Here is a 21,204-nt window from a genome sequence, read left to right on the forward strand (position 1 = left end):
CCTTGGCCCGCCCTACCCATAGCCCCGAAAGGGGATCATCGCCCCCATTGGGGGAACATCATTGGGGTCTACCAATCGCCAAACCGGACGTCCCCGCCAACTGGAGTAAACATAGTGAAAAATACCGTAACTGCAATGGCTCTGGCGCTTTCTGCCTCTGCCGCTTTCGCCGAAGACAAGGTGACGATCGAGTTCGCCTATCCCTATAGCCACCTGTTTGACGTGACCTACGAAGCGATGATGCCAGCTTTTCAGGCTGCGCATCCGAATATCGAGGTAAAGTTCCGCGCCACTTATGAATCTTATGAGGATGCCACCAACACAGTCCTACGCGAGGCTGTCGCAGGTAATTTGCCAGACGTCACCATGCAGGGTCTGAACCGTCAGGCGCCATTGGTCGACAAAGGCATCGCCCAGTCATTGGCCCCGTTCATTGCTGCGGAGACCAATTTTGAAACAGATGGTTACCATGAAGCGATGCTGTCCCTGTCGACCTTTAACGACGAAGTTTACGGTCTACCGTTCTCGATCTCTCTGCCGGTTGGCTATTACAACATGGATATCCTGCGTGAAGGTGGCATCTCTGAATTGCCAACAACATGGGACGAGGTCATCACAGCCTGTAAAACCATGAAAGCCAATGGCATCGACAACCCGATTTTCTGGGGCTGGAACATCACTGGCAACTGGTTTGTACAGGCCCTGTTATGGAGCCAGGACAAAGCCATCGTCGAAGCAGGCCGCGTGACCATGGACAGCCCTGAGGCACTGGTCGCTCTTGAACAGATGCAGGAAATCTTCACAGAGTGTGAGATGCAGAACCTCGAATGGAAGGCCGCGTTGTCATCTTTCTCTGCGGGTGATGTTGGCATGATGTTCTGGTCCACGTCAGCCCTCGGCGCGGTTGAGCGTAGCCAAGGCGATTTTGAACTTGTCACAGGTCCATTCCCCGGTCTCGACGGCACCCCTAAAGGTCTGCCAGCAGGCGGGAACGCAGCGATGCTGACCTCGACCTCAGACGATCCTGCCGTGCGCGAAGCGGCATGGACTTGGTTGAAATTCATCACCTCTGGTGAAGGTGCTGCAGAAGTGGCTAAGACCACGGGCTACATGCCACCCAACAAGGCCGCAAACGAGATCATCCTCGCCGATTTCTACGACCAGAACCCTAACAAGCAGACAGCTGTGGACCAGCTTCCGCTGTTGCGCGACTGGTTGGCCTACCCCGGCGATAACGGCCTGGCCATCACGCAGGTGATCTATGACGGCATCGAACGCATCGTCACCGGTGACGCCACCGACATGAAAGAGCTTCAGGAAGAATTGGTCGAAGAAATCGCCGACCTACTGCCAAACGGCTAAATCAACCTCTGGTCGCCCTTTCGAGGGCGGCCAGATTTCCATTCTAGAAAGGTCATGTTCATGAAGCTAGTGCATATCTCCGACATTCATTTAACGGCTCCCGGTGAACGCATGGGCGGATTGAACCCCCACAAGCGTTTCGCGCAAGCGCTCGACGACGTGCGATCCCAGCATAGCGACGCAGTGCGGATCATCATCACAGGCGATTTGACCCACTGGGGCGAACCTGCGGCCTATGCGACACTTGTAGATGCACTCAACGATTTGCCCTGTCCTGTGCGTTTGCTGATTGGCAATCACGATGACCGCGCCGCCTTTCTTGCAGCCTTCCCAGATCAGCCCAAAGACTCCGCAGGTTTCATCAACCACGCGGAAACGGTGGACGGCACGCGTTTGATCTACCTTGATACAACAGCCCCCTGCAACCACGCTGGCCACTTCTGCGCCGCGCGGCGCGCATGGCTGGAAAGGGAGCTGAAAGACTGCACCCGCGCGCGTCTGTTCATGCATCACAATGCAATGCCGCTTGGCCTGCCTGCCGAAGACAAAATCGCCCTCGTGCCAGAAGATCGCGCGCCATTGGCCGCGCTTTTGACAAAGTACCGCGACCGCATCGATTACATCCACTTTGGCCATGTCCATGCGCCGGTGCACGGGACTTGGTGCGGGATACCTTTTGCTGCCGTCCGTTCGACAGGAAATCAATCCCTGCCTGATCTGTCCGAACAAGAGCTGCTGCAAGGGGCCCCCATGGCCCCATCCTATGCCGTGATCCTCGCCCAGGATACGGGCACCACCATTCACGAAATCCCTTTCACTTGGGACGGACCGATTTTCAGTTCCGGGACAGAGTGGGACGATTGGGCCAAACCTGTTGCTGCAGAATGAAGTTTATTCATCTCACCGATACCCATGTCATTGGTGAAGGGACGCTCTATGGCCAAGACCCCGCCGCTCGACTGCGGGCCGCTGTGGCATCTATCAACAGGGAACATGGCGATGCGGACTTTGTTGTCCTGACGGGTGACATGACCCATTGGGGCGACGCAGCGGCCTACGAACGGTTTTCGCGCGAAATCGAACAGCTCAACATGCCCGCGCATCTGATGGTGGGTAATCACGACGATACAGCTGCCTTTGGTGCGGCTTTCCCAGAGATACCGCGCGACGAAAACGGTTTCGTCCAAAGCAGCTTTGAAACCCAGTTCGGGCGGTTTCTTTTGTTGGACACAAAAGACCCAGAATCCCATGCGGGCGCTTACTGCCCCGCGCGCCAAGCTTGGTTGGATCGCGAACTAGACCAAACCGACGGCTCGATCTTCCTGTTCATGCACCACCCGCCATTCAAGATCGGCATAGCCGCGATGGACCAGATCATGTTGCCGGATGCTAAGACGTTCTATGATGTTATTGCGCCCCATAAGGCCCGTATCCGGCACCTGTTCTTTGGTCATGTGCATCGTGCGATTTTTGGAAATTGGCGCGGCATTAGCCATTCCTGCATGCGTGGCCTCAACCATCAAGTCGCACTAGATCTGAACGGAACCGTCGATCGTATAAGGGCCAACTGCGAACCACCAGCCTATGGTGTGGTTATGCTTAGCGACGATCAGGTCACAGTTCATTTGCACGCTTTTGCCGACCGCTCAGAGCAGTTTTTCCTATGACATGACCTTGTAGGCTACGCAAAACTGAACGCCACTTGTCAGCCTGCCGGAAAACACCACACTGGCCGGCTTTTCCCCCGTTTAATGCGTAATAAGCCAAACGCTTTGGGTTTTCTGTTAGAATTTGATCGCGGGTGACTGGCGCTTTGTCCCTTTTGCCGCCTTATAGCGATCGTGAGCTGGACATTGGCGCGGCCGCAGCGAACGACAGCTAAGTCCCGCATAGAAGACATTGGTGCAGAATGCAGCGAATGACGACTTTCCGCCGATTCTGTGGAAAAACAGCGTGCTGCTGGCGCAGAAATTGCGGTTTCAAACTGGATGCGAGTGCCTTTCCTGTCATGCTTTGCACCTTTGCTGCGGTGCCGGAAAGATCTTAGCCAGTTTGCGGAGGTTTTGGGCGGTTGCAGCGAGGAGGAATTCGTCATTTGCGCCACATGGGCCACGTAATCGCAATCTTCCCAGTCCAAGGATGCGCTTGAGATGCGCGAAGAGCATCTCGACTTTCTTCCGCAACCGCATTGAGATCGCATATTGCTTGGTTTTGGCGATGTCGCGGGCAACTTGGCGGGCGTATTCATGTTCTTCGCGGGTGATCTTGCGGGCATCAGCTTTTGGACAGCACTTCATCTTCAATGGGCAGGCTTGGCAGGTGTGTTTCAGGGCCTGATACTTGGCTACACCTTTGCCAGTGGGGCCACGGTTCGGGTCTGAGTAGTTGCGGCGGAACTGCTTGAGCGGTTCGCCTTCGGGGCAGATATATTGGTTGTTCTCGGCGTCCCATTCGAAGTCGGTGCGAGACCAAGTGCCGTCGGTGCGCCCCGCTTTATCCAGAACAGGAATGTGGGGTTTGATATCGCGATCAACGAGCCATCCAAGCATGGGTCCTGATCCATAGGCGCTGTCAGCAATCAATCGTTCGGGGGCCAAGTCATGCCGGTCCTTGATCCGGTCCAACATAGTGCGCACAGACCCGACTTCAGCCTGCCGGATCGATCTTGTGCCTTCGACGTCGACGATCACGCTGTGATCAGTGTCGATCAAGTAATTGGTGGAATAGGCAAAGAAGGCGGGCCCTTTGCGGGCTGCAGTCCACTGGCTGGCGGGATCGGAATGGGATGTGAACTTGGGCTCGACCTCAGATGCAGCGCCGAAAGCGGCATCGTCCAGAACATCGTGATACTCACGCACGGCGCGCGGAGCATCCTGTGGCGTAATTGCTGATGTGTCCCAATCTTCCTTCGGCGTTGAGTTTTGTTTGTTGGCGTCAGCTTCGATCAAACTGGCATCTGCCGCAAAGCGCTGGCCGCTCACGAGACCGTCCGCAATGCAGCGCGCCACAGTCGTTTCAAACAAGTGGCGCAAAAGATCACTGTTACGGAAACGCCCATGCCGGTTCTTGGAAAAAGTCGAATGGTTCGGCACAGGATCAGCAAGATCAAGACGGCAGAACCAGCGGTAAGCAAGGTTCAGATGAACCTCCTCACACAGACGTCGTTCCGATCGGATACCAAGGCAATACCCAACCAAAAGCATGCGGATCAGCAGCTCTGGATCAATCGATGGGCGGCCCGTGTGGCTGTAAAATTCTGCAAGATGTGGACGGATACTGCTTAGGTCAACAAACCGGTCAATCGAACGTAGCAGGTGATCTTGAGGCACATGATTTTCAACAGAGAACTCATAAAACAACGCGCCTTGCGCCTCCTGCTTTGGTCCCATCATCGCCAACCCTCCTGCTCGTTAGAAGAATTGAACCAGCAGATTGAGCTTCGATCAAGGGAGAGTTTTTCAACAAAATCCGCCCACCGTAACAATCGCCTAGGGCTCCCACGGCAGTACCTTTGGCATTCCTTCTATCACTACAACCTCCCGCAGCATTCCGCCGGCCTGCAGCCCCTCTTTGATCCAGCCCAGAGCTTTCATCCAATCACGATACCCCCTCCGTGCGGCCTCAATTTGCTCTGGATAGGGTTGATAGGTCACTGGACAGGCCCGCACCTCAACGGTCCGCCACTTCCCGCGTGACAATACCCGCTCGGTCCCGACAACCACAGTCGTTGCATGATCCCCATACCGATTACGCTTCATCTCGAACGGTACACATTGCGGCACCGCCCCGGGCATCCAGTCCGGCGTCAGCCCAGCGCGGGCAAGCTCGGCCACGTGTATTGCCATGCGCTTGCCACCAAGATCATCAGGCATTCCGGCAACCGTGGCGGCGATCACTTCGGCATCCTCATGGGTGTAGCTGTCTTTTTTGTAGCGCCCGCCGTCAATCTGGCAGCCCAGCGCTGCCCGCTGCATAAGCACGTACTCCAACCCAAAACCATACCCCTGCCGATGTGCCCGCTCGGGATCAGGCGGCTCAGGAAGCTCGAGCTGTGCGCGTTCGGTACGGAAGGTCCACTCCAAGGCCTGTTGGACGGCCATTACACGCTTTGGGCGCCCACTACGTGACTGGAGGCCTTGTTCCTGCGGTGAGGCGAGGGGGCGCCCATGCAGCTTACGATCAAACCGGCTCACAGCACACCCCGCATCCTCAGCTGGTCATGGGTCACCAACTCACGCTCCAGCATGGCTTGGCACATGGCGGTGCTGATCATGCTGGGTGGTAGGTAGCCGGCACCCTTCACGCGCTTGGCATAGAAGGCAGCCAACTCATCGATGCTGGGCGCAGGCCCTGAAGCTGCCTTTCCCCGCAGTCTTTTGCCGTCCTGGCCCTTTGATCCCTTTGAAGTCGTTTTGCGCTGGGCAGCGCGCTGCATGAGGCGATCCAATGCCTTGGGCCCGTCGGGAGGCTCGGGGTGGTCCTGCCTCGACGTCCCGGCGGTTTCGAGGATCTCCGCCTCGCTCAGCCTGAGCTCACCAATCCACCGTCGAACGTGCTCTCGCGGAGGCCAGCCCTGCCACCAGCCAGGAAGAGGTCCGTCAGGATCGAAGCCCAGCGCTTTGAGCAGCTTGCCAAAAAAAACATCAAATGCGGTTTCGCGCGCTTGCGCGTGCTCCTCCTCCTTTACTGATTTACTTAAAGGTTCCCTTACAGGGTTAGTGTCCCATTTTGAGACACGGGAATCGCCATTTTTGAGACACGGGTTTGGGCCAAAGTGAGACACGGACCCGTGTCCTGTTTCGAGACACGGCGGGCCTTGCGTAGGATGCCCTTGCCCCCCATTGCAGTAGGAAGTTTCTCTGTCTCGTCCGTGTCCCAAATCCAGACACGGGTTTTTTGCCGGGTTTTGCGATGCGGATGATGCATCCTCAGGGTGGTTGGACGGGGCTGTGTCACCTGCATCCGTAGCAATGTTTCCATCCAGGGGTGGGCTTGATGCTCGTGCGCCATCTTTGAACTCAAACCCCAGCAGATACCGCGTGGGGCGCTGCTGTCCGGTCTTGGTATCGACGATGCGCACACGCTTGATCAAACGGCGGGCTTCCAATTCGTCGAGATGCCGGTTCAGCGTTGCGCGCCCGATTTCACAATCATGCGCCAGGCGCGCTTGTGTCGGAAAACAGCCAAAGTCGGGGTTGAACCGATCACAGAGATGCCAAAGCACGATTTTGGTTGTGGGCTTCAGCCCGCGCTGCTGGATGGCCCAGTTGGTGGCGGCGTGGCTCATGGTGCGCTTCTCACGATAGGAGAGGCTACACGCGTTGTGAACCCGTTATCTGCCAGGGCGCCCAGCGCGTCATCAAGCGAGCGCACCAGTGCCCACCCAAAGCCCTGTGCCAAGACCGTGTCACGGAATGCCTCCTGCGCAGGACTGAGACGGCCTTTCAGCGACTTCAGCTCAAGAAACAGGACGCGACCCTCGCAGAGCACCATCAGATCGGCAAAGCCGGCATGGACGCCCATCCCAACGAGGATCGCTTGCTTGCGCGCCCCGCGTGGCCCAGCCTCAGACACTTCATTGGCGCTGTGGTGGATAATTGTGCCTTGGGGGAGGGCAAAGTGCAGCGCGCTCACAACAGCGCGCTGCAGGTCCGCCTCAGGCGTTCCGCGTCGCTTCATGAGCGGCCCTCCCTGTCCAGCGCAGGAAGCCGCCCTGGCGTCTTGGCGTCGAGGACCACGAGCAGGATGCGGGCGTCCTCGCGCTCCTCAGGCGTCGCGCCGTGTTTGACCAGCACAGTGCAGGCAAGGCGCAGCAGATAGTCGGAGTGATGTGCTACGTCCGCAATCACAATCCGCGCCTCGCGCAGGCGCTCTTCGATCCAATCCGCGCGCACAGCAGCGCGCTTCTGTGTTCTGGTTTTGCCGATGTATCCCATCAGCGCCGCCCCCGTGTGCGTATAGGGCGCTTGGTGTCCGGGCTTGGATCTTGTTCCTGCGCGTCAATCCACGCGAGCACTGAGCTGCGGCGATAAAGCACCCGGCGTCCTGCCTTCACGCTGCTTGGTCCTTTGCGTTGTCTGTGCCATCGCCCGAGCGTGTCCTCGGTGACACAAAGCTCCCGTGCCAGTTCAGCCCGGGTCATCCACGCGCTTAGAAGGGGGACATGTGTAACTGAGGTGCTCGGAAGGGGATCTACGGATATGTCCATGGTCTGCTCCTGTTTGAGACTGCCGATGCGGGGCAGCGCCGTTTTGACGTCAGAGCATGAAGGTAGGGGGTGGCGGGGAGGCAGAAGGTGGCGGAAGTCGCCACCTAATTATGCCACCCCAATAAATGTTGGTGTTTTGAGCAGTTTGATTAAGTCTCAAAATCGGGGCCTAAAGTGGCAGATGAGAGTCAAGAACAAAATATGAACAAAGACGGCAAAGTTTGTTTGTGAATCGCCGGTTCATGCCCGATGTTCAAACCGTTCCCCAAGTGGAAGCCGTCCAACGCAGTCAGGTGTCCTGGCCGCGTACGTGATTGGTTTGTCTAAATGTGGGGGGCATCCCAGGGGGTTGGCTGCACCGGTTCTGCGATGCGGCTGCGAGATTTAATGTGAAGGAACAGATATATGGGGCTACCAGAACGGGTATTTTATACAGTGCAAGAAGCGTCGGTGCGGTGGGAATGCCGTTTGACGGATTTGGGCGGTTGGGCTGCCAAAGGTCACTTTGCTATTGTGACCACGATCGCGTCTCATCAAAGCCGCACCCAGCGCTTTGATGGATTTGTTTCAATTTCAGTTGGAGATATCATGCCGCTTTTGAGACAGGGTAGGCGGGCTTTGGTTGAGGTGCCGCTTGGGCGGGTGCGTCCCTTGGAGCAAGAGATATGGATCGAGTTTGCGCCGGGCAGTGACGACGCACCCAATGTGCACCTGGAAGACCTGTTGATCCTTGCGGAAGATGTCTATCGGTTTGAAGCAGAACATGATCTGTCGCGGCGACCAACAGCGGGGGTTGGTGCCCCCAAGCGATATGACTGGGAAAGTATGTATGCGGCGCAAATTGTTCGTATCCACAATGAAGGCTTACCGGAAAGCCAAACGGCCTGGGTAGCGGAGATCCAAGAGTGGTTTGCAAGTGAGGCAGGTGGGGTGGATGTGCCTGATGAGCGTACAATACGGCGACGTCTCGCGCCCATTTGGAAGGCTCTGACCCAGACCTAAGGTTTGCATGGTTCCAAAGCGGGTAGGGTCGTTTGGGCGGGGTGGCGTAATTGTGACAGAACTTCAGCCACCTTCCGCCTCCCTGTCCAAGCATGTCGACGTTTAACTTGATTGAGCCGCGCTTATACGCGTCATGGCAGCTCAAAGAGGGATTGAACGATGACACAAAGGATTAAGCTGACCGAAAAGATCGTCCGAGATGCAGAGCCAATACCCGGGCGTGACTATCAGATATTTGACGGGGAGCTGCGCGGGTTTGCTGTGTGTATCTACCGAGGGGGTGGGCGGGCGTTCACCATCGATTATCGGTATGCGGGGCGCCAACGCAGGATGACGCTGGGACGTTGGCCGGATTGGTCCGTTGCCGCCGCACGCGAGCGGGCGAAGCTGCTCAGGCGCGAAGTCGATGCGGGTATTGATCCGCTGGCAGAACGGGGCGCTTTGCGTGAGGCTCCCCGGATCTGTGATTTGATTGCGCGTTATGAGGCAGAGCATTTGGTCCGCTTGGCACCAACCAACGCAGCGGATCAACGCTCGATGATGACCAAGCTGATTGGGCCGGAATGGAACAATCGCCTTGTTGAGGACATTACGAAGTCAGATGTTGAGCGTTTGCTGGCTAAAATCGCTGAAGGGCGGGCGCGCCCGTCCAAGGCCAAGCCGAGCAACCGTGCGCGTAGACTGCAAGGCTCGAAGCCCACGCCTATCCGTGCAAACCGCGTGGGCGAGGTGCTGCGCAAAATGTTCAACCTGGCCATAGAGTGGGAGTGGCGCACAACCAACCCAGCCAATGGGTTCTATCGCCGGATTGAGAGCCCGCGCGAGCGGTTCTTGACCAAAGACGAGATCGAGCGGTTGGCTGCGGTCTTGGAGAGAGCCGAAGACCAGCGCGCGGCGGGAATTATCCGGCTTTGCATGTTGACGGGAGCACGCGTGGGCGAGGTGCGCCAGTCCCAGTTTGAACAGTTCAATCTAGATTTGATGGTCTGGTCCAAGCCTGCGGCAACTACAAAGCAACGCCGTGTGCACCGCGTCCCAATCTCAGCAGATGTGGCTGCACATGTTCGCCAGCGTCAGCTGATTGTGCCCAAGGGCAACCCTTGGCTGTTTCCTGGTGATGTTCCAGGGCAGCCGGTGAAAGAGATACGCAGGTTCTGGACCCGCGTGCAGCGCGAAGCTGAACTGGCGGACGTGCGTATCCATGATTTGCGCCACACCTTTGCCTCGCTGCTGGTCAGCGGTGGCGCGTCGCTTGAGATGATCGGCAAGCTGCTCGGTCACACTCAAATGCAAACCACGCAGCGCTATGCACATCTGCTTGATGCACCTCTTAGGGCTGGGGTGGATGCTGTCGCTGAAGTGCTGCGCCCAAAGCCACGGTTGGTTGAAAGTGTCGATGCGTCGCTCCTTGTGTGACCGCACGCAGCTTCGCCGTATCCGACACCTCCATGCCGCCATACTGCGATTTGAACTTATAAAATGTCCCTTGGCTCAGTCCGTACTTGCGGCACACGTCCGCAGTCGGCATCCCAGCTTCTTGTTCTTTGATCATCCCGATAATCTGTGAAGTGGTCCTACATTTTAGGACAGGCTTGCGGCTCAGCTAAGATGCATCTGGGTTAGGTTTCATGCCGCGTGGTTCATCTGTAGCGCATCAAAGTATGCGTTGTCGGGCGTTCCTTTTTCAAGCGCAGTATGTGGCCGCTCAGCGTTGTAAAATCCGATCCAACTGTCGATGAGGCGTTTGGCCTGGAACCCGTCCTGCAATTCATGCAAGTATACAGCCTCCTGCTTCAAAGACCGCCACAGCCGTTCGATGAAGATATTGTCGAGATACCGGCCGCGCCCATCCATTGAGATTTTGACATCAGCCTCAGTCAAGGTCGTGATCCAAGCAGTACCAGTAAACTGCGATCCTTGATCGGTATTCATGATCTCCGGCTTGCCATATTTTGCGATGGCTTCGTTCAATGCCTCAACGCAGAAGCTGGCGTCCAGCGTGTTCGAGAGCCGCCATGCCAATATCTTGCGCGTGGCCCAATCCATGATCGCGACCAGATACAAGAACCCACGGCGCACTGGAATGTAGGTGATGTCGCTGCACCAAACGTGGTTTGGCCGCGTGATCGGCAACTTCCTCAAAAGGTAGGGATAAATGCGGTGCTGCGGGTGCTTCTTGCTGGTGTTAGGTCCTTTGTATATGGCCTGTAATCCCATGAGACCCATTAATCGGCGCACACGGTGGCGACCCGCTTGGAACCCATTTCGGGGCAGATAGGCCGCAATCTGGCGACTGCCAAAGAACGGGTACTTCGTAAGCACCCGGTCAATTTCATTCATCAGCTCCAGTGTCTGAGCATACACACCGACTGGCACATAATACAGCGATGACCGGCTAATCTTCAGCAGTTTGCATTGGCTGGCAGGCTCAGATCCGTATGATCCCGATGGATCATAGTCTTGCGTTCACTCGGGCTCATCGCTTCAGCCCTTGTGACAAAAAATCGTTTTCGACCGCCAACTTTCCGATCTTCGCATGAAGTTCTTTGACCTCGGCCTCGTTGTCTTCCGCTCGTCTGACCTTATCAGAAAACACGCCCGCCAGCCCATCAATGGCCTGCCGTTTCCATGTCGTCACCTGTGTTGGATGAACCTTGTGCTTGGCTGCAATCTCTTGCGCTGTGCGATCTCCACGAAGCGCCTCAAGCGCTACCGCGGCCTTAAACTTGTCTGAAAAACTGCGTCTCTTCGTCATTTGTGTATCCTGTATTCAAGGTTGGATACATCTTAGCACGCTGTCCAGTTTTGCCGGACCACTTCAAACCTGGCTTTATCGGCAGCGCCATCTCCATTTAGATCCGCATCGATTTCTAAAAAATTCGCAAACTCTTTAAGATCTGTGTTCTGATCAAGACATTGTAATGGTCTTTTCTTTTCTAATGCTTCGAGGTGGGTATTATAATGGAAAGCAATGCATGATGACCGGCCTTCGCAAGCATTCCTCCTTGCCAGCCAATTAGTCTGAAGCTTCACCTCGTGTGGCTCTCGATCGCGCGACACCCACAATCCCCCCATCAACTCATCCAAGGCACTCAGCTCAGGATCGCTACAAATAGCTATCTCAGTCTCAGTCGTAGCTTTGTTGCAGTCAAAGCTGGCAGCCTTACCCACACTTCCGATGCCCACTGAAAGCAGCAGAGCTAGACCAACCAATCTTAAGTACTGAAGCATAACCCAACCTTTCCTGTATGGAAAAACACCATTTTATAAGTGCATTTAGGTTTAAATAAAAAGTAATTACTCGACACGCTCAATCAAATCATACATCAACGAGATATTAGTGTGATTAAAGCTCAACTCAGGTAAATTATCTACGTGCAAAACGTGTTCAAAATTCTCTCCGGGATCAATATTTTTTCCCCTTACTGTCTGCACTTCTTCTGAACCATTATCATACTCGATCTTAAGTAACTTGTTCTCAAAATCCAGGACAGTCGTTTCAAACAAATGAACATTTCTAGCGTAGTATAATTTCGAATATTTTTTTAAAATAATTTCATCTTCATTTATTTTAAAGGTAAAATTTTCTCCGCCTGCCCCCCAACCACCGGCAGACCTCATGAAAGAGGTATTCAACTCCAATGAGTGATCTCCTAACTCAGAAAGATCATATTCCAACATAAGACAACTATCATCCATATGAGGGAGAAGTGAGGCATTGTAGTCGATCAATCTCCAATCTGATGTGCGATGCACGGTAATGATATAAGAGATTGGATGGTATGTTTCAGAAAAACAGCCGTAATCCTCAGTTTCGTTGGTATTGTGTACCCAGACAATTACAGTCTGGCCAATCTCAGAAAGCACTAATCGTCTTTCGATGGTCCATCCAAAATCTTGTGAGGCTCTGCTAGGCTTATATAAGCCGTAAAAATCTCCAAGCCTAGTGAGATATGCTTCTGTCAAACATGCGCTAAGCCCAAAACAATTGGTCTGAACCTCTTCAATCCATCTAAATTGATTGTCTCGCAGAGCGGTCCTTTCAAATGCAGGGAAATCGAACGTGTCTGTTTCAAAAGAAAGGTCTTCAGAACTGAGGTTAATTGAGTATTTTAATTGGTACAGCGATGACATCAACTCATCCAAAGCACTCAACTCAGGATCACTACAGATAGCTATCTCAGTCTCTGTTGTAGCCTTGTTGCAGTCAAAGCTGGCGGCAGCCGCAATGCTTGGGACTCCCATGACTAGCATTAGACATATAAAGAGCTGTCTGATCATCTGCATTGCCTCCAGGTGCGTTGATTGCTCATCAATCTATTAGCAAGGAGAGGGCGTTGCAAGGAGCCGCCCCAACGCCAATCGGACCCATATTAGCCCCCATTAATTCTTGATAGTGTCTTGATTTGAAGACATGCGCATGGAGGCCGTGCTGATGTATTTTCCGCTCGATCAGTATCATCTCTATCAATCGCCAACCCCACACTCAAATGCAAACCACGCAGCGCTACGCACATCTGCTTGATGCACCTCTTAGGGCTGGGGTGGATGCTGTCGCTGAAGTGCTGCGCCCAAAGCCACGGTTAGTTGAAAGTGTCGATGCGTCGCTCCGTGCGACAAGCGCCCACACAAGAAGTGGCTGAGTTGCGTTAGTCCACGTTCACGGTGAAAATGTTTAGGTCTCGGGCGGTCAGAAATTAGATTGGCGAAGACGCGACGTCTATTCTACAATTTGTGTTGCCATTTGGCTTTGAATGAGCTCGTCCTCAACGAGGACATAAATGTCGTTAGGCGGTGTCGTAAGACTGTGGATCATGACGCCTGGATCAATACCCATTTCGATTAAGTGCGCCATTGTTCGACCTTGCCCCCGCTGAATATTCTCGACGGCGAGAAAAACAGGCATAAAGCCCGGCGTTTCGTAATAGTGTTGATGAAGCCCTACAATGCCCTCTCGGGAAACGCGCCTTTCAATGCCTCCAGCCAGTATATATGGGCAAGCGGATAGGCATATCTCAAGCGCAGACAGTTGCGTGTTGAACTCCTGCTCTCGTATAATACGGCCTATTTGCAGAGCTTCATCAACGATGCCGCCTGTGCTGTTTACCGCGATTACTTCTGGTGGAGAGGCTAAAGTTTCCAGATAGGCGCTGAACCGGTTTGCGTCGCCTTGCGCGATCTCGCCGTGCATGTGCAAGACACTATTCAAATCGGAACTTTGGTGTATGGAAAAGACTAATCGCGTTGGCTGATCCGCGGCCAGATCAATGGTGTGGTCCAGATCTGTATCGGGCGTCTCCACACGTGGCAGAACTGGTTGGTATTTGCGGACTTGGTCGCCCGGCGACACGGGGCTCTCGATCGAAAGCTTTGGGGATGTCCCGGCGAACTCCCAACGCATACTCACATCCGCTGCAATCAGCAGCCCAACTATCACTAATTGAACTGCTAAGACCAGTTTAAGCCAATTTCCTATCGTCAGAAAACGGCTGTTTTGGAAAATTCGGTACACAGGCTAGTCCGCCTTGGATGCATTATCGTCTTGAGCGGCCTCGCTTCCTCGGACACGCCGTAAAATCTCGGTATCCATGTCGTTCATGGACATTTCCACTTCCCTCATGGCACTCACGGCCGCTCTCAGATCGGCTAGAGTCAAAGTTTCTTCGATACTGAGACCATCCCGGCCATTTCTGATTGCTGCCTGAGTGACAGCTAAGACGAAAACAAGAACGCCGGGAAGGAGGTCAATGGCAATGGCTCCGGCCCAAGATGGAACAAAGTTGCCAGCATACCGGATTACGGCGTCTGCACTGGAAATCGGATTATAGGCGGTTTCTTGCGGTGGCTCCATTGCGAGCACTTCGCCTGCAGCTTGCCCCAGAGTTTGGCTGCGTTGGTCCAATGCATCCAAAACTGACCCGATTGTAGAAGATTGGGCCTGTCGTACGCTGGTGGTTTGTCCGTCGAGCTCGGGTAGAACGACTGAGGCTGGCAAATCTTCTGCTGCGCGAGCAACCAGAAGTGCTACTGAGAATTGGTTTAAGTTTGAGATGACACCGGCCAGCCGAACGCTTTCTTCAGAAAAAGCTACTGAACGTTGCTCGACCGGCCCCGGGGCTACCGTAAGCCCGCGCATCCGACCAAGGATTTCATTTCCCTGTTCGTAGGCATCCACGATCAATGGTTGTTGTTCGGAGATTTGCTCCTCTAGGCTTTGCAGCTCTTCTGTCTTTTGCCGTAGGACGCGATAGACTGCACCTTCTCCCGCGGTGCCGGATAACTCGCCTGAGCGTTCTTGTTCTGCGAGCGCTTCAAAAGCTTCGCGTGCGCGGCGGACCTCTCGTTCTAAAGCTTGTGCAGAAAGGGCGATGTCATGAGCTTGTTCCAACGCAGATTGATAGCCTCGAACCGTGCGTTCAAGATGCTGCTCAACCGCAGCTGACCCTGCAAGTGCGGCGGCATTGAGCCAACTCGACATTGCAATGATTGCCAGAGACCCGACCATCGTGGACACCGTAAGCCCGATAAATCCGCCGGCCGTACGCATTGAAGGCAGCAATCGGAGCATGTAACTCCAAAATACAAAGATCCCGACGGACACAGCGACAGAATAGGCCACTGCGGCGAAAAAACTCATGGCACCAGTATCTTCAAGTAATGATGTAACTCCAAGGTACGTGTACACACCCGATGCAATCGCCAGAACCCCAAGAGCGGCCGGTGTAAAAGTGTCGAGCCATGCTAGGTGCCCCTCTAACTCTTTTGCTGTGCGCAAACCTTTGGTCTCTGCAGCTGTCAGCCGTCGATTCGTATCGCCCATCGAATATTCCTTCAGTGATTGGCTAGCAGTAGCGTGCTTGGGTCAATCGTGACCTGGCACCAGCGGGTTCGAGTGATCTGTAGCGTCCCCCGGAATAGCGCCTACAGTCGAGAGCGTTTCCGTTCTCAATAATTATTGCTCCAACGTCTGCCCATTGGCCATCAACATTGATAAAGCACGTGCCGACCCAACGGTCATAGGTTCGTTTGCCGTTAAGCTCGCAAACAACGCGTTTCCCCTTTAGAAGACGTTCCATGAATGACTTGGCATCACGACCGTGAAGTGTGGTGGTTTCTGGCGCATCTACGCCATTTAAGCGGACTGGAGTGCCTGCTACTACAATTGTGTCTGCGTCCCGTACGTAAGCTGTGCCGTCTACCTCTCTCGCCTCGGCTGAGGAAGTAGCAATAGTCAGTGCTAAGGCCAAAGTGATCTTAAGATGTTTTTTAATTCCCAATTCGACTACTCTTTTTGCAATGATAACGATGCAATGCATCAGGTGCCGCTAAGTCTTAAATTGGTATCCCATATTGACGTACACGTCGAGCCTGTCGTCTAAACGAAGTATTTGATTGCTTCGCATTAAGGCTTGAGGTTGTTCCACAAAGGAAAATTCACGGGCAATTAACCTTGTCTCAGCGCGACGAAAACGCCACGGATGCGCACTGCCAGCATTTGCATCACAGCTTCTATTAGCTGTTCGTCAGCGGGACGCATCTTTCGAGGCGATTAACAAGCCGATCGTCTACATCAACGCCACATCAACCCGCGAATGCATGTTCCGTGCAGGGTTTGTGGCTGAATGACGGTCAATGCGTGCCAATATCAGGTGAAAAAGATTGAGAGATCAAAGGGTTTCTGTCTAAGCTTTTGAATTTAAGAGGTTATTTAAGTCGCCTGCATATGGGCTCATAACCTGAAGGTCGTAGGTTCAAATCCTACTCCCGCAACCAAATAACTACGCCAAATCAAATGCTTAGAGCCCGACTTAATCAGTCGGGCTTTATGCGTTTGTTTCATGTCAACGCCATGTCAACGTTTGGCGAGTCGCACCCTCCGAAAAGCCGTAATCATTGATAATCAGCCGCGCTCAGCGGTGACCGATGATGTTCAGCTGCATTGAAACGGATTGGCTCGGCCAGCTGATGGCGACGATCGTGATCACTCCCAGCCTATTCTCCGCAGAGAATGCGGAGAATAGATCAGATAATCTCCGCACAGCACGCTTACTCTATCCAGGAACGTTGGCTAGAACTGAAATGTGAAAAGTTCACTGTGAGCGCGAGAGTCAGCTGTTGATCTCAGTTTCGAACGCTTCGATCGTAGCGAGGATTTCATCGAACTTTGGTGCGTCACCGATGATCATTTCCCGCATGCCAGCATAGTCTTTTCGAAGCGCGGCGGCGAGGTTGGCGTTCGGTACCAAGCGCAAGGAGCCGGGCTTGGCCTCATCGTAGTTTGCCCAGGCGGATTTGAAAAATACCGATTTGTGATGTGCGACTTGGGTCAGCAAATCAAGCTTTCCGAGGGCTCGCTTTTTGGCCTCATGCCCAATCAGTTGAGCCATATCGTAGTAATGGCGGGACATGCGATCTGCGAGGGGTTTGGTTGCATCTTGGTGGAACAGCATATGCAAAATGGTGGCTTTCTCCCAGAACGTGCGCTCGACCCCTAACACTTTTACGCCGACCAGACCGTCTGCTAGAAGATCTGGAAAAGCCTGATGCAAGTACGGCGCAATCTCGATCTGCTCGGCAGGCAATTGGACGCCACGGGCGCCGAACTCAAAGCGTACAACCGGTTTGACATAGCCCGCAGCGTTTTCTGCCAATGTAGGGTAGGTGAAGAGAATGGTTTGCGGGTCGTTTGGATCAACCGATAGGGTGAAGCTTTGTTCTAGACTGGAGCCAAACGCTGTTTGAATCTCGGCCAGCAGTGGGCCACCGACGGCTTCTTTCGCTGCTTCCTCCAGTTCCTGAAGCACCCTTTTCTGTTTCTTGCCCTTCATGTCTGGGCCTTCTGGGTCACGGTCGCCTACAAACCCGAGTCGTTTGCGGTCAAGCGAGAGGTCCACGTCCTCAGAGAAGCGGTGGATCACGTCATAGGCTTTGGACAGGGAGGTTCCTCCCTTGAAGATCAACTGCTTGCCGATAGTTGGCAGTGCAAAGAGTTGCTTGAGGGACCAGCAAACCCAGAAATCTTTTTCGATGATTGCCTTTGACATTCCAAGCCGCGCTGCAGTTTCTTGAAAGGCTTCATCTCTAAGGTCAGGCGCGTCGTTGGCGAAATTTTCCATGCTTAAGCGTTTGACACAATCTGTTGAATAATGGGTTGCATCCATGCAGGAACGTGCCTGCTTTGATTTGCCAAAAGCTTCAGATCATTATCGTCCAGTGCGCGTGCAAGCTGGTCGACGACTTGAGTGTTCACACGGTCTTTGCCGACATAACGCAATGCCTGGAAGACAACCCCGGTTTTCTGGCCTGCGCCGACGAGCGTCTTGGAGGACGCGTTCCGGAATTGGATGACTTGCCGTCCAACTTTTTTGGTGCGGGTCGGACCGTCGGTCATATAGGTCGGCTTGGAGGGTACCTGAGTGGAAAGGCCCAACTGATTAGCAGCCATCGAAGGAGATGGTTGCAAGATCTGACCGTCCTTTCGTGCGACAGCCTTTGCTATGTCATCTGCGGAAGGCGACAGAAATCCGAAGCGCGGGCTCTTCTTTGGGTAGTCATACAGCCCCCGTGTCAGCCGCCGGATCACACCTTGATCCGCAAGGCGTGATAGGGCCTGATCTACGCTTGCGCGGGATCCTATACCGAGAAAGTCGCTGGGTGCGAAGATGGCCCCACGACCTTTGTCAATGATCCGTTGTTTGATGCTTGAAGTGATCATGCTTATGCCCTCTGTCAGAAAATACGGTATATTTTTCTGAAAATCAATAGGTGACAGGGCGCCTCTTGGGGCATCGCTTACATCGATAGTTTTCAGAGAGCCTCAGCTATGAGCAACGCGGCTGACCGCTCGGGCGAGCCAGGTTGGAAACTGTGGTGCTGCTGCGACCAATTCGGAAAACGAGGCGCCTGGGATTTTACGCTTGAGCGTCTTCAGTGCGCCTTCGGCCTGTTCAGGGCCCAACCATGCTAGCGCACGGACCACTTGCCCCGACGGCCGATTTGCAAGAGCAAGTTGCCAACGCGGAGCATGCCGCAGTTCGACCTCTTGTTTACCGATGGACAGCGTCCGGCTACGGCCAGAGGTGAAATACACGGACCGTATAGGAACCTGGGTCGTCAGCCCTAGAGCGTTGGCCGCTGCTGCACCGCTGGGAACAATGACTTCCCCACGCTGAGCCGCCAACGCTTCAATGGCTTGATCAATCGAGGGCGCTCGAACGCCGAACCGTCCCTTCACGGGGCGCATGTAGATACCGCGGCCAGCACGAATAAGCTGACCGCGTTCGGTAAGGCGTTTCAGGGCCTGATCCACGCCTGCGCGACTGCCAAGGTGCAGAAGGCCTTTCGCGGCCAAGGCAGCCCCCTCAGGGAGTTGCTCGGCATGTGCCATGATTTGTTCGCTTAGGTGTTGCATGCTACCTCTTGTGTCAGAAACATAAATAGTTTTCTGACAGTTTGCAACTGCCAGCACTCCAGAGCGCGCTAAGTGGCGTTCTCCCTTTGTCTCGGCTATGCTTCAAGTATGGATTTTGTTTTCTACGATCTTGAAACCACGGGGATCTCCCCCGAGTTTGACCAGCCGCTGCAGTTCGCCGCGATCTGGACGGATGAGAATTTTGTGGAAAAGGATCGGGTCAACATCCGCTGCCGGTTGGCGCCCCATATTTTGCCCTCACCGCAAGCGTTGGTTGTGACCCGCGTCACCCCTGATCAGTTGACTGACCCAAACCTACCGTCGCTGTTTGAGTTTTCGCAGCAGGTGGCCGAGTTCACCGAACGATGGGCGCCGGCGATTTGGGTTGGCTACAACACGATGAAGTTCGACGAGGAGGTGCTGCGGCAGACCTTCTACCAGAACCTGTCGCCGAACATTTACGCCACGCAGTTCAATGGCAACACGCGCTTTGACATTTTGCCTGCTGTCTATGCCGCTTATGCCCGTCACCCGGATCTACTCGTCTGGCCCACCGATGGCACTGGCCGACGGAGCTTCAAGCTTGATCGGCTGGCGCCTGCAAATGGCTTTAATGCCCACAACGCTCATGATGCCCTGGGGGACGTTGAGGCGACCATCCATATCGCGCGCCTAATCGCAACGCATAGCCCAGCGCTTTGGTCCGAGTTGGTCGACAACGCTCATAAGGCGCGTGTGCAGGCAAAGCTAGAAAGCTTCCGGCCCTATGAGCTGGTCACGCGCTTTGGCGGCGGTGAGCCGCGATCCTACGTCGGCTGTCTCTGCGGGTACTCCCACGGCAACAGCGCGCAAGCGGCGTTTTTTGATCTGGATGCTGCTGACCCATCTGATTTCCTCGAGGCCTCGGATGAGACGATCTTCGCCGCAGTGGATGCCACGCCAAAGATCATTAGGGGCGTGTCCACAAATAAGGCCCCCGCGTTCCTTGAACACACAGCGCCCAGCGCAGAGCATCTGCGCCGAGCGACGGTCATAGCCAACGCGCCTGAGTTTCGTCAGCGTGTAGGCGCGGCAATGGCCGCTCGCTTCGTCGAAGATCCCGACGCCCCGCCCAAGCCGGTTGAGCGACAAATCTATGGGGAATTCTACTCCAACGCCGACAAGCAGCTTTTGCAAGAGTTTCAGCATGCAACCTGGCCGCGCCGCCAAGAAATCGTCGCAAGCATTTCAGATACTCGGCTGCGTCAGCTCGGTCGGCGGCTGGTGGCGTTTTACAGCCCAGAGCTTCTGACAGCAGAAGAGCTGGCGCTTTTCAAAGCCTATCTGCGTGATAAGTGGTCGGCGCCCGACGTCCCTGAAACCGAATGGATGACCTTCGAAAAAGCGGAGGCCGCACTATGCGATTTGCGTAATGCCGTCGCTGCAGAACCCCGCGAGCTTGACGCGATTGCGTCATTTTTAAGGGGAACGTGCGCGGGTGGTGCCTAGGAACATCAACACTTACAGTATTCGGGGCCCTATATCTCGCCTTGGGTAACCGGCAGAAAAAGAAAAATCCACAGTACGAATGCCGCAACTGTGGGGGGACGGGGGCTCCGCGATTTGGATGGGTTATGGTAGCCTTGCACTGGCTCCATTTGTAGGTTGGGCGGGAAGCGGTAGTTCGCTTCGCCAGGCATGAATGGCAGCTGAGCAGAGCTTCCAACCAGATCATGTGAGCGAAAGACAGGCATGTATCGCGCGAGGCAAATGGATTCGCAGGCGCACACGACGAGAGTTGCTTTTCAGTGTGATGGGCTGCATCCTCATATAGACCCTTACTAAAGCCACGTGAGAGTATTGTGTTAGACCAGACATTTTCTGCAATGAACCTCAGGAGAATATCCGAGAGAGAGAAGCGGCGAGGAAGAGTTCGAGATCTCCACTTCTTCGAGTCTGTGAAGATGAAGACAGAAGAACTAAAGCAGGCAAATCACGATACCAAAGAATTTAGGCGTCTTCATCCCGGAAAATACTCAGACGATGAACAGGCTGAGTTTAACCTCCTCAAGGAGCTTCGGGAAGAGAAGCGGCGCCAGCGTGATGATGCACTGCTTCGAGAGCTTGATAGTGTTTCCAGTCAGATCAACAAGAAAGACTTTTACGTTTCGTTCACTCAAGAAGAAGGTAAGCGGTGCGCCAGTCACACGGGCTTCGCGTAGTTCCAGGGCAATAGGTCGTT

Annotated in this window: 21 protein-coding genes and 2 pseudogenes; 6 read left to right on the top strand and 17 right to left on the bottom strand. The window is 54.4% G+C overall.

Annotated features, from left to right (window positions below; translation table 11 throughout):
* Nucleotides 1–114 precede the first annotated feature (114 nt).
* The 3 genes from THS5294_RS14335 to THS5294_RS14345 are packed head-to-tail and all read left to right on the top strand — an operon-like array spanning nucleotide 115 to nucleotide 3,029.
* Nucleotides 115–1,362, top strand: coding sequence for an ABC transporter substrate-binding protein (locus THS5294_RS14335; RefSeq protein WP_058124288.1), 1,248 nt, complete (start codon nucleotides 115–117; stop codon nucleotides 1,360–1,362).
* Nucleotides 1,363–1,422: 60 nt separating this feature from the next.
* On the top strand, nucleotides 1,423–2,250 hold the full coding sequence (locus THS5294_RS14340) for a phosphodiesterase (RefSeq protein WP_058124289.1): 828 nt from the start codon (nucleotides 1,423–1,425) through the stop codon (nucleotides 2,248–2,250).
* The gene (locus tag THS5294_RS14345) at nucleotides 2,247–3,029 is read left to right on the top strand and encodes a phosphodiesterase (protein ID WP_058124290.1); all 783 of its coding nucleotides are present in this window, start codon (nucleotides 2,247–2,249) and stop codon (nucleotides 3,027–3,029) included. The genes THS5294_RS14340 and THS5294_RS14345 overlap by 4 nt, the downstream gene beginning before the upstream one ends.
* A gap of 339 nt (nucleotides 3,030–3,368) precedes the next feature.
* Here the strand turns inward: THS5294_RS14345 and THS5294_RS14350 are convergent, their stop codons facing one another.
* The 6 genes from THS5294_RS14350 to THS5294_RS18125 all read right to left on the bottom strand — a co-directional run bounded on the left by THS5294_RS14350 (nucleotide 3,369) and on the right by THS5294_RS18125 (nucleotide 7,570).
* Nucleotides 3,369–4,754 carry an IS1182 family transposase gene (locus THS5294_RS14350; RefSeq protein WP_058124291.1) on the bottom strand — a complete coding sequence of 462 codons (1,386 nt, stop codon included), beginning with the start codon at nucleotides 4,752–4,754 and terminating at the stop codon, nucleotides 3,369–3,371.
* A 96-nt stretch (nucleotides 4,755–4,850) separates the two neighbouring features.
* A complete protein-coding gene (locus THS5294_RS14355) occupies nucleotides 4,851–5,555 on the bottom strand; it encodes a hypothetical protein (protein WP_082645043.1) in 705 nt (234 codons plus the stop codon).
* Nucleotides 5,552–6,649 carry a helix-turn-helix domain-containing protein gene (locus THS5294_RS14360; RefSeq protein WP_058124293.1) on the bottom strand — a complete coding sequence of 366 codons (1,098 nt, stop codon included), beginning with the start codon at nucleotides 6,647–6,649 and terminating at the stop codon, nucleotides 5,552–5,554. The genes THS5294_RS14355 and THS5294_RS14360 overlap by 4 nt, the downstream gene beginning before the upstream one ends.
* Entirely contained in the window at nucleotides 6,646–7,041 is a 396-nt protein-coding gene (locus THS5294_RS14365) for a VRR-NUC domain-containing protein (protein ID WP_058124294.1), read from the bottom strand. The genes THS5294_RS14360 and THS5294_RS14365 overlap by 4 nt, the downstream gene beginning before the upstream one ends.
* The gene (locus THS5294_RS14370) at nucleotides 7,038–7,298 is read right to left on the bottom strand and encodes a hypothetical protein (RefSeq protein WP_058124295.1); all 261 of its coding nucleotides are present in this window, start codon (nucleotides 7,296–7,298) and stop codon (nucleotides 7,038–7,040) included. The genes THS5294_RS14365 and THS5294_RS14370 overlap by 4 nt, the downstream gene beginning before the upstream one ends.
* Entirely contained in the window at nucleotides 7,298–7,570 is a 273-nt protein-coding gene (locus tag THS5294_RS18125) for a helix-turn-helix transcriptional regulator (protein ID WP_072936817.1), read from the bottom strand. Before THS5294_RS18125 ends, THS5294_RS14370 begins: the two co-directional genes overlap by 1 nt.
* 588 nt (nucleotides 7,571–8,158) lie before the next feature.
* Here THS5294_RS18125 and THS5294_RS14375 point away from each other — a divergent pair.
* Nucleotides 8,159–8,572 carry a hypothetical protein gene (locus THS5294_RS14375; protein WP_233486489.1) on the top strand — a complete coding sequence of 138 codons (414 nt, stop codon included), beginning with the start codon at nucleotides 8,159–8,161 and terminating at the stop codon, nucleotides 8,570–8,572.
* A 159-nt stretch (nucleotides 8,573–8,731) separates the two neighbouring features.
* Complete coding sequence (locus THS5294_RS14380; protein ID WP_058124297.1) at nucleotides 8,732–9,988, top strand: tyrosine-type recombinase/integrase; 1,257 nt, start codon at nucleotides 8,732–8,734, stop codon at nucleotides 9,986–9,988.
* On the opposite strand, the pseudogene THS5294_RS18130 reads toward THS5294_RS14380, so the two are convergent.
* The 10 genes and pseudogenes from THS5294_RS18130 to THS5294_RS14425 all read right to left on the bottom strand — a co-directional run.
* Nucleotides 9,987–10,175, bottom strand: a pseudogene (locus THS5294_RS18130) (transposase); the annotation flags it as partial. The gene THS5294_RS14380 and the pseudogene THS5294_RS18130 sit on opposite strands and share 2 nt — an antisense overlap.
* Before the next feature lie 23 nt (nucleotides 10,176–10,198).
* Nucleotides 10,199–11,327 (bottom strand): annotated as a pseudogene (locus THS5294_RS18295) (IS3 family transposase).
* A gap of 32 nt (nucleotides 11,328–11,359) precedes the next feature.
* On the bottom strand, nucleotides 11,360–11,803 hold the full coding sequence (locus tag THS5294_RS14395) for a lysozyme inhibitor LprI family protein (RefSeq protein WP_058124299.1): 444 nt from the start codon (nucleotides 11,801–11,803) through the stop codon (nucleotides 11,360–11,362).
* Nucleotides 11,804–11,869: 66 nt separating this feature from the next.
* Nucleotides 11,870–12,853: a lysozyme inhibitor LprI family protein gene (locus tag THS5294_RS14400; protein ID WP_058124300.1), complete on the bottom strand. Its 984-nt coding sequence runs from the start codon at nucleotides 12,851–12,853 to the stop codon at nucleotides 11,870–11,872.
* A gap of 439 nt (nucleotides 12,854–13,292) precedes the next feature.
* Nucleotides 13,293–14,084: a COG3904 family protein gene (locus THS5294_RS14405; protein ID WP_072936816.1), complete on the bottom strand. Its 792-nt coding sequence runs from the start codon at nucleotides 14,082–14,084 to the stop codon at nucleotides 13,293–13,295.
* 3 nt (nucleotides 14,085–14,087) lie between these two features.
* Nucleotides 14,088–15,392: a hypothetical protein gene (locus THS5294_RS14410; RefSeq protein ID WP_058124302.1), complete on the bottom strand. Its 1,305-nt coding sequence runs from the start codon at nucleotides 15,390–15,392 to the stop codon at nucleotides 14,088–14,090.
* A 22-nt stretch (nucleotides 15,393–15,414) separates the two neighbouring features.
* Nucleotides 15,415–15,888, bottom strand: a complete 474-nt coding sequence (locus tag THS5294_RS18140) for a thermonuclease family protein (protein ID WP_082645045.1) — start codon at nucleotides 15,886–15,888, stop codon at nucleotides 15,415–15,417.
* Between the two features lie 792 nt (nucleotides 15,889–16,680).
* The gene (locus THS5294_RS14415) at nucleotides 16,681–17,733 is read right to left on the bottom strand and encodes a nucleotidyl transferase AbiEii/AbiGii toxin family protein (protein WP_082645046.1); all 1,053 of its coding nucleotides are present in this window, start codon (nucleotides 17,731–17,733) and stop codon (nucleotides 16,681–16,683) included.
* A complete protein-coding gene (locus THS5294_RS14420) occupies nucleotides 17,691–18,287 on the bottom strand; it encodes a DUF6088 family protein (RefSeq protein WP_058124304.1) in 597 nt (198 codons plus the stop codon). The genes THS5294_RS14415 and THS5294_RS14420 overlap by 43 nt, the downstream gene beginning before the upstream one ends.
* A 102-nt stretch (nucleotides 18,288–18,389) precedes the next feature.
* On the bottom strand, nucleotides 18,390–18,983 hold the full coding sequence (locus THS5294_RS14425) for a DUF6088 family protein (RefSeq protein WP_058124305.1): 594 nt from the start codon (nucleotides 18,981–18,983) through the stop codon (nucleotides 18,390–18,392).
* Between the two features lie 108 nt (nucleotides 18,984–19,091).
* On the opposite strand from THS5294_RS14425, the gene THS5294_RS14430 reads away from it, so the two are divergent.
* Nucleotides 19,092–20,471 carry an exodeoxyribonuclease I gene (locus tag THS5294_RS14430; protein WP_058124306.1) on the top strand — a complete coding sequence of 460 codons (1,380 nt, stop codon included), beginning with the start codon at nucleotides 19,092–19,094 and terminating at the stop codon, nucleotides 20,469–20,471.
* Between the two features lie 527 nt (nucleotides 20,472–20,998).
* On the opposite strand, the gene THS5294_RS18660 is transcribed toward THS5294_RS14430, so the two are convergent.
* On the bottom strand, nucleotides 20,999–21,204 hold a 206-nt coding region (locus THS5294_RS18660), incomplete at its 5' end, for a hypothetical protein (protein ID WP_233486490.1).

Source organism: Thalassobacter stenotrophicus, assembly GCF_001458315.1.
GTDB classification, from domain to species: Bacteria; Pseudomonadota; Alphaproteobacteria; order Rhodobacterales; family Rhodobacteraceae; genus Thalassobacter; species Thalassobacter stenotrophicus.

Coding starts and splice junctions, on each gene's coding strand:
- THS5294_RS14345 (WP_058124290.1), top strand. CDS start 2,247: ATGAAGTTTATTCATCTCACCGATACCCATGTCATTGGTGAAGGGACG.
- THS5294_RS14430 (WP_058124306.1), top strand. CDS start 19,092: ATGGATTTTGTTTTCTACGATCTTGAAACCACGGGGATCTCCCCCGAG.
- THS5294_RS14350 (WP_058124291.1), bottom strand. CDS start 4,754: ATGATGGGACCAAAGCAGGAGGCGCAAGGCGCGTTGTTTTATGAGTTC.
- THS5294_RS14425 (WP_058124305.1), bottom strand. CDS start 18,983: ATGCAACACCTAAGCGAACAAATCATGGCACATGCCGAGCAACTCCCT.
- THS5294_RS14410 (WP_058124302.1), bottom strand. CDS start 15,392: ATGGGCGATACGAATCGACGGCTGACAGCTGCAGAGACCAAAGGTTTG.
- THS5294_RS14395 (WP_058124299.1), bottom strand. CDS start 11,803: ATGCTTCAGTACTTAAGATTGGTTGGTCTAGCTCTGCTGCTTTCAGTG.
- THS5294_RS14340 (WP_058124289.1), top strand. CDS start 1,423: ATGAAGCTAGTGCATATCTCCGACATTCATTTAACGGCTCCCGGTGAA.
- THS5294_RS18125 (WP_072936817.1), bottom strand. CDS start 7,570: ATGGACATATCCGTAGATCCCCTTCCGAGCACCTCAGTTACACATGTC.
- THS5294_RS14420 (WP_058124304.1), bottom strand. CDS start 18,287: ATGATCACTTCAAGCATCAAACAACGGATCATTGACAAAGGTCGTGGG.
- THS5294_RS14400 (WP_058124300.1), bottom strand. CDS start 12,853: ATGATCAGACAGCTCTTTATATGTCTAATGCTAGTCATGGGAGTCCCA.
- THS5294_RS14380 (WP_058124297.1), top strand. CDS start 8,732: ATGACACAAAGGATTAAGCTGACCGAAAAGATCGTCCGAGATGCAGAG.
- THS5294_RS14360 (WP_058124293.1), bottom strand. CDS start 6,649: ATGAGCCACGCCGCCACCAACTGGGCCATCCAGCAGCGCGGGCTGAAG.
- THS5294_RS14375 (WP_233486489.1), top strand. CDS start 8,159: ATGCCGCTTTTGAGACAGGGTAGGCGGGCTTTGGTTGAGGTGCCGCTT.
- THS5294_RS14415 (WP_082645046.1), bottom strand. CDS start 17,733: ATGGATGCAACCCATTATTCAACAGATTGTGTCAAACGCTTAAGCATG.
- THS5294_RS14370 (WP_058124295.1), bottom strand. CDS start 7,298: ATGGGATACATCGGCAAAACCAGAACACAGAAGCGCGCTGCTGTGCGC.
- THS5294_RS18140 (WP_082645045.1), bottom strand. CDS start 15,888: ATGCATTGCATCGTTATCATTGCAAAAAGAGTAGTCGAATTGGGAATT.
- THS5294_RS14365 (WP_058124294.1), bottom strand. CDS start 7,041: ATGAAGCGACGCGGAACGCCTGAGGCGGACCTGCAGCGCGCTGTTGTG.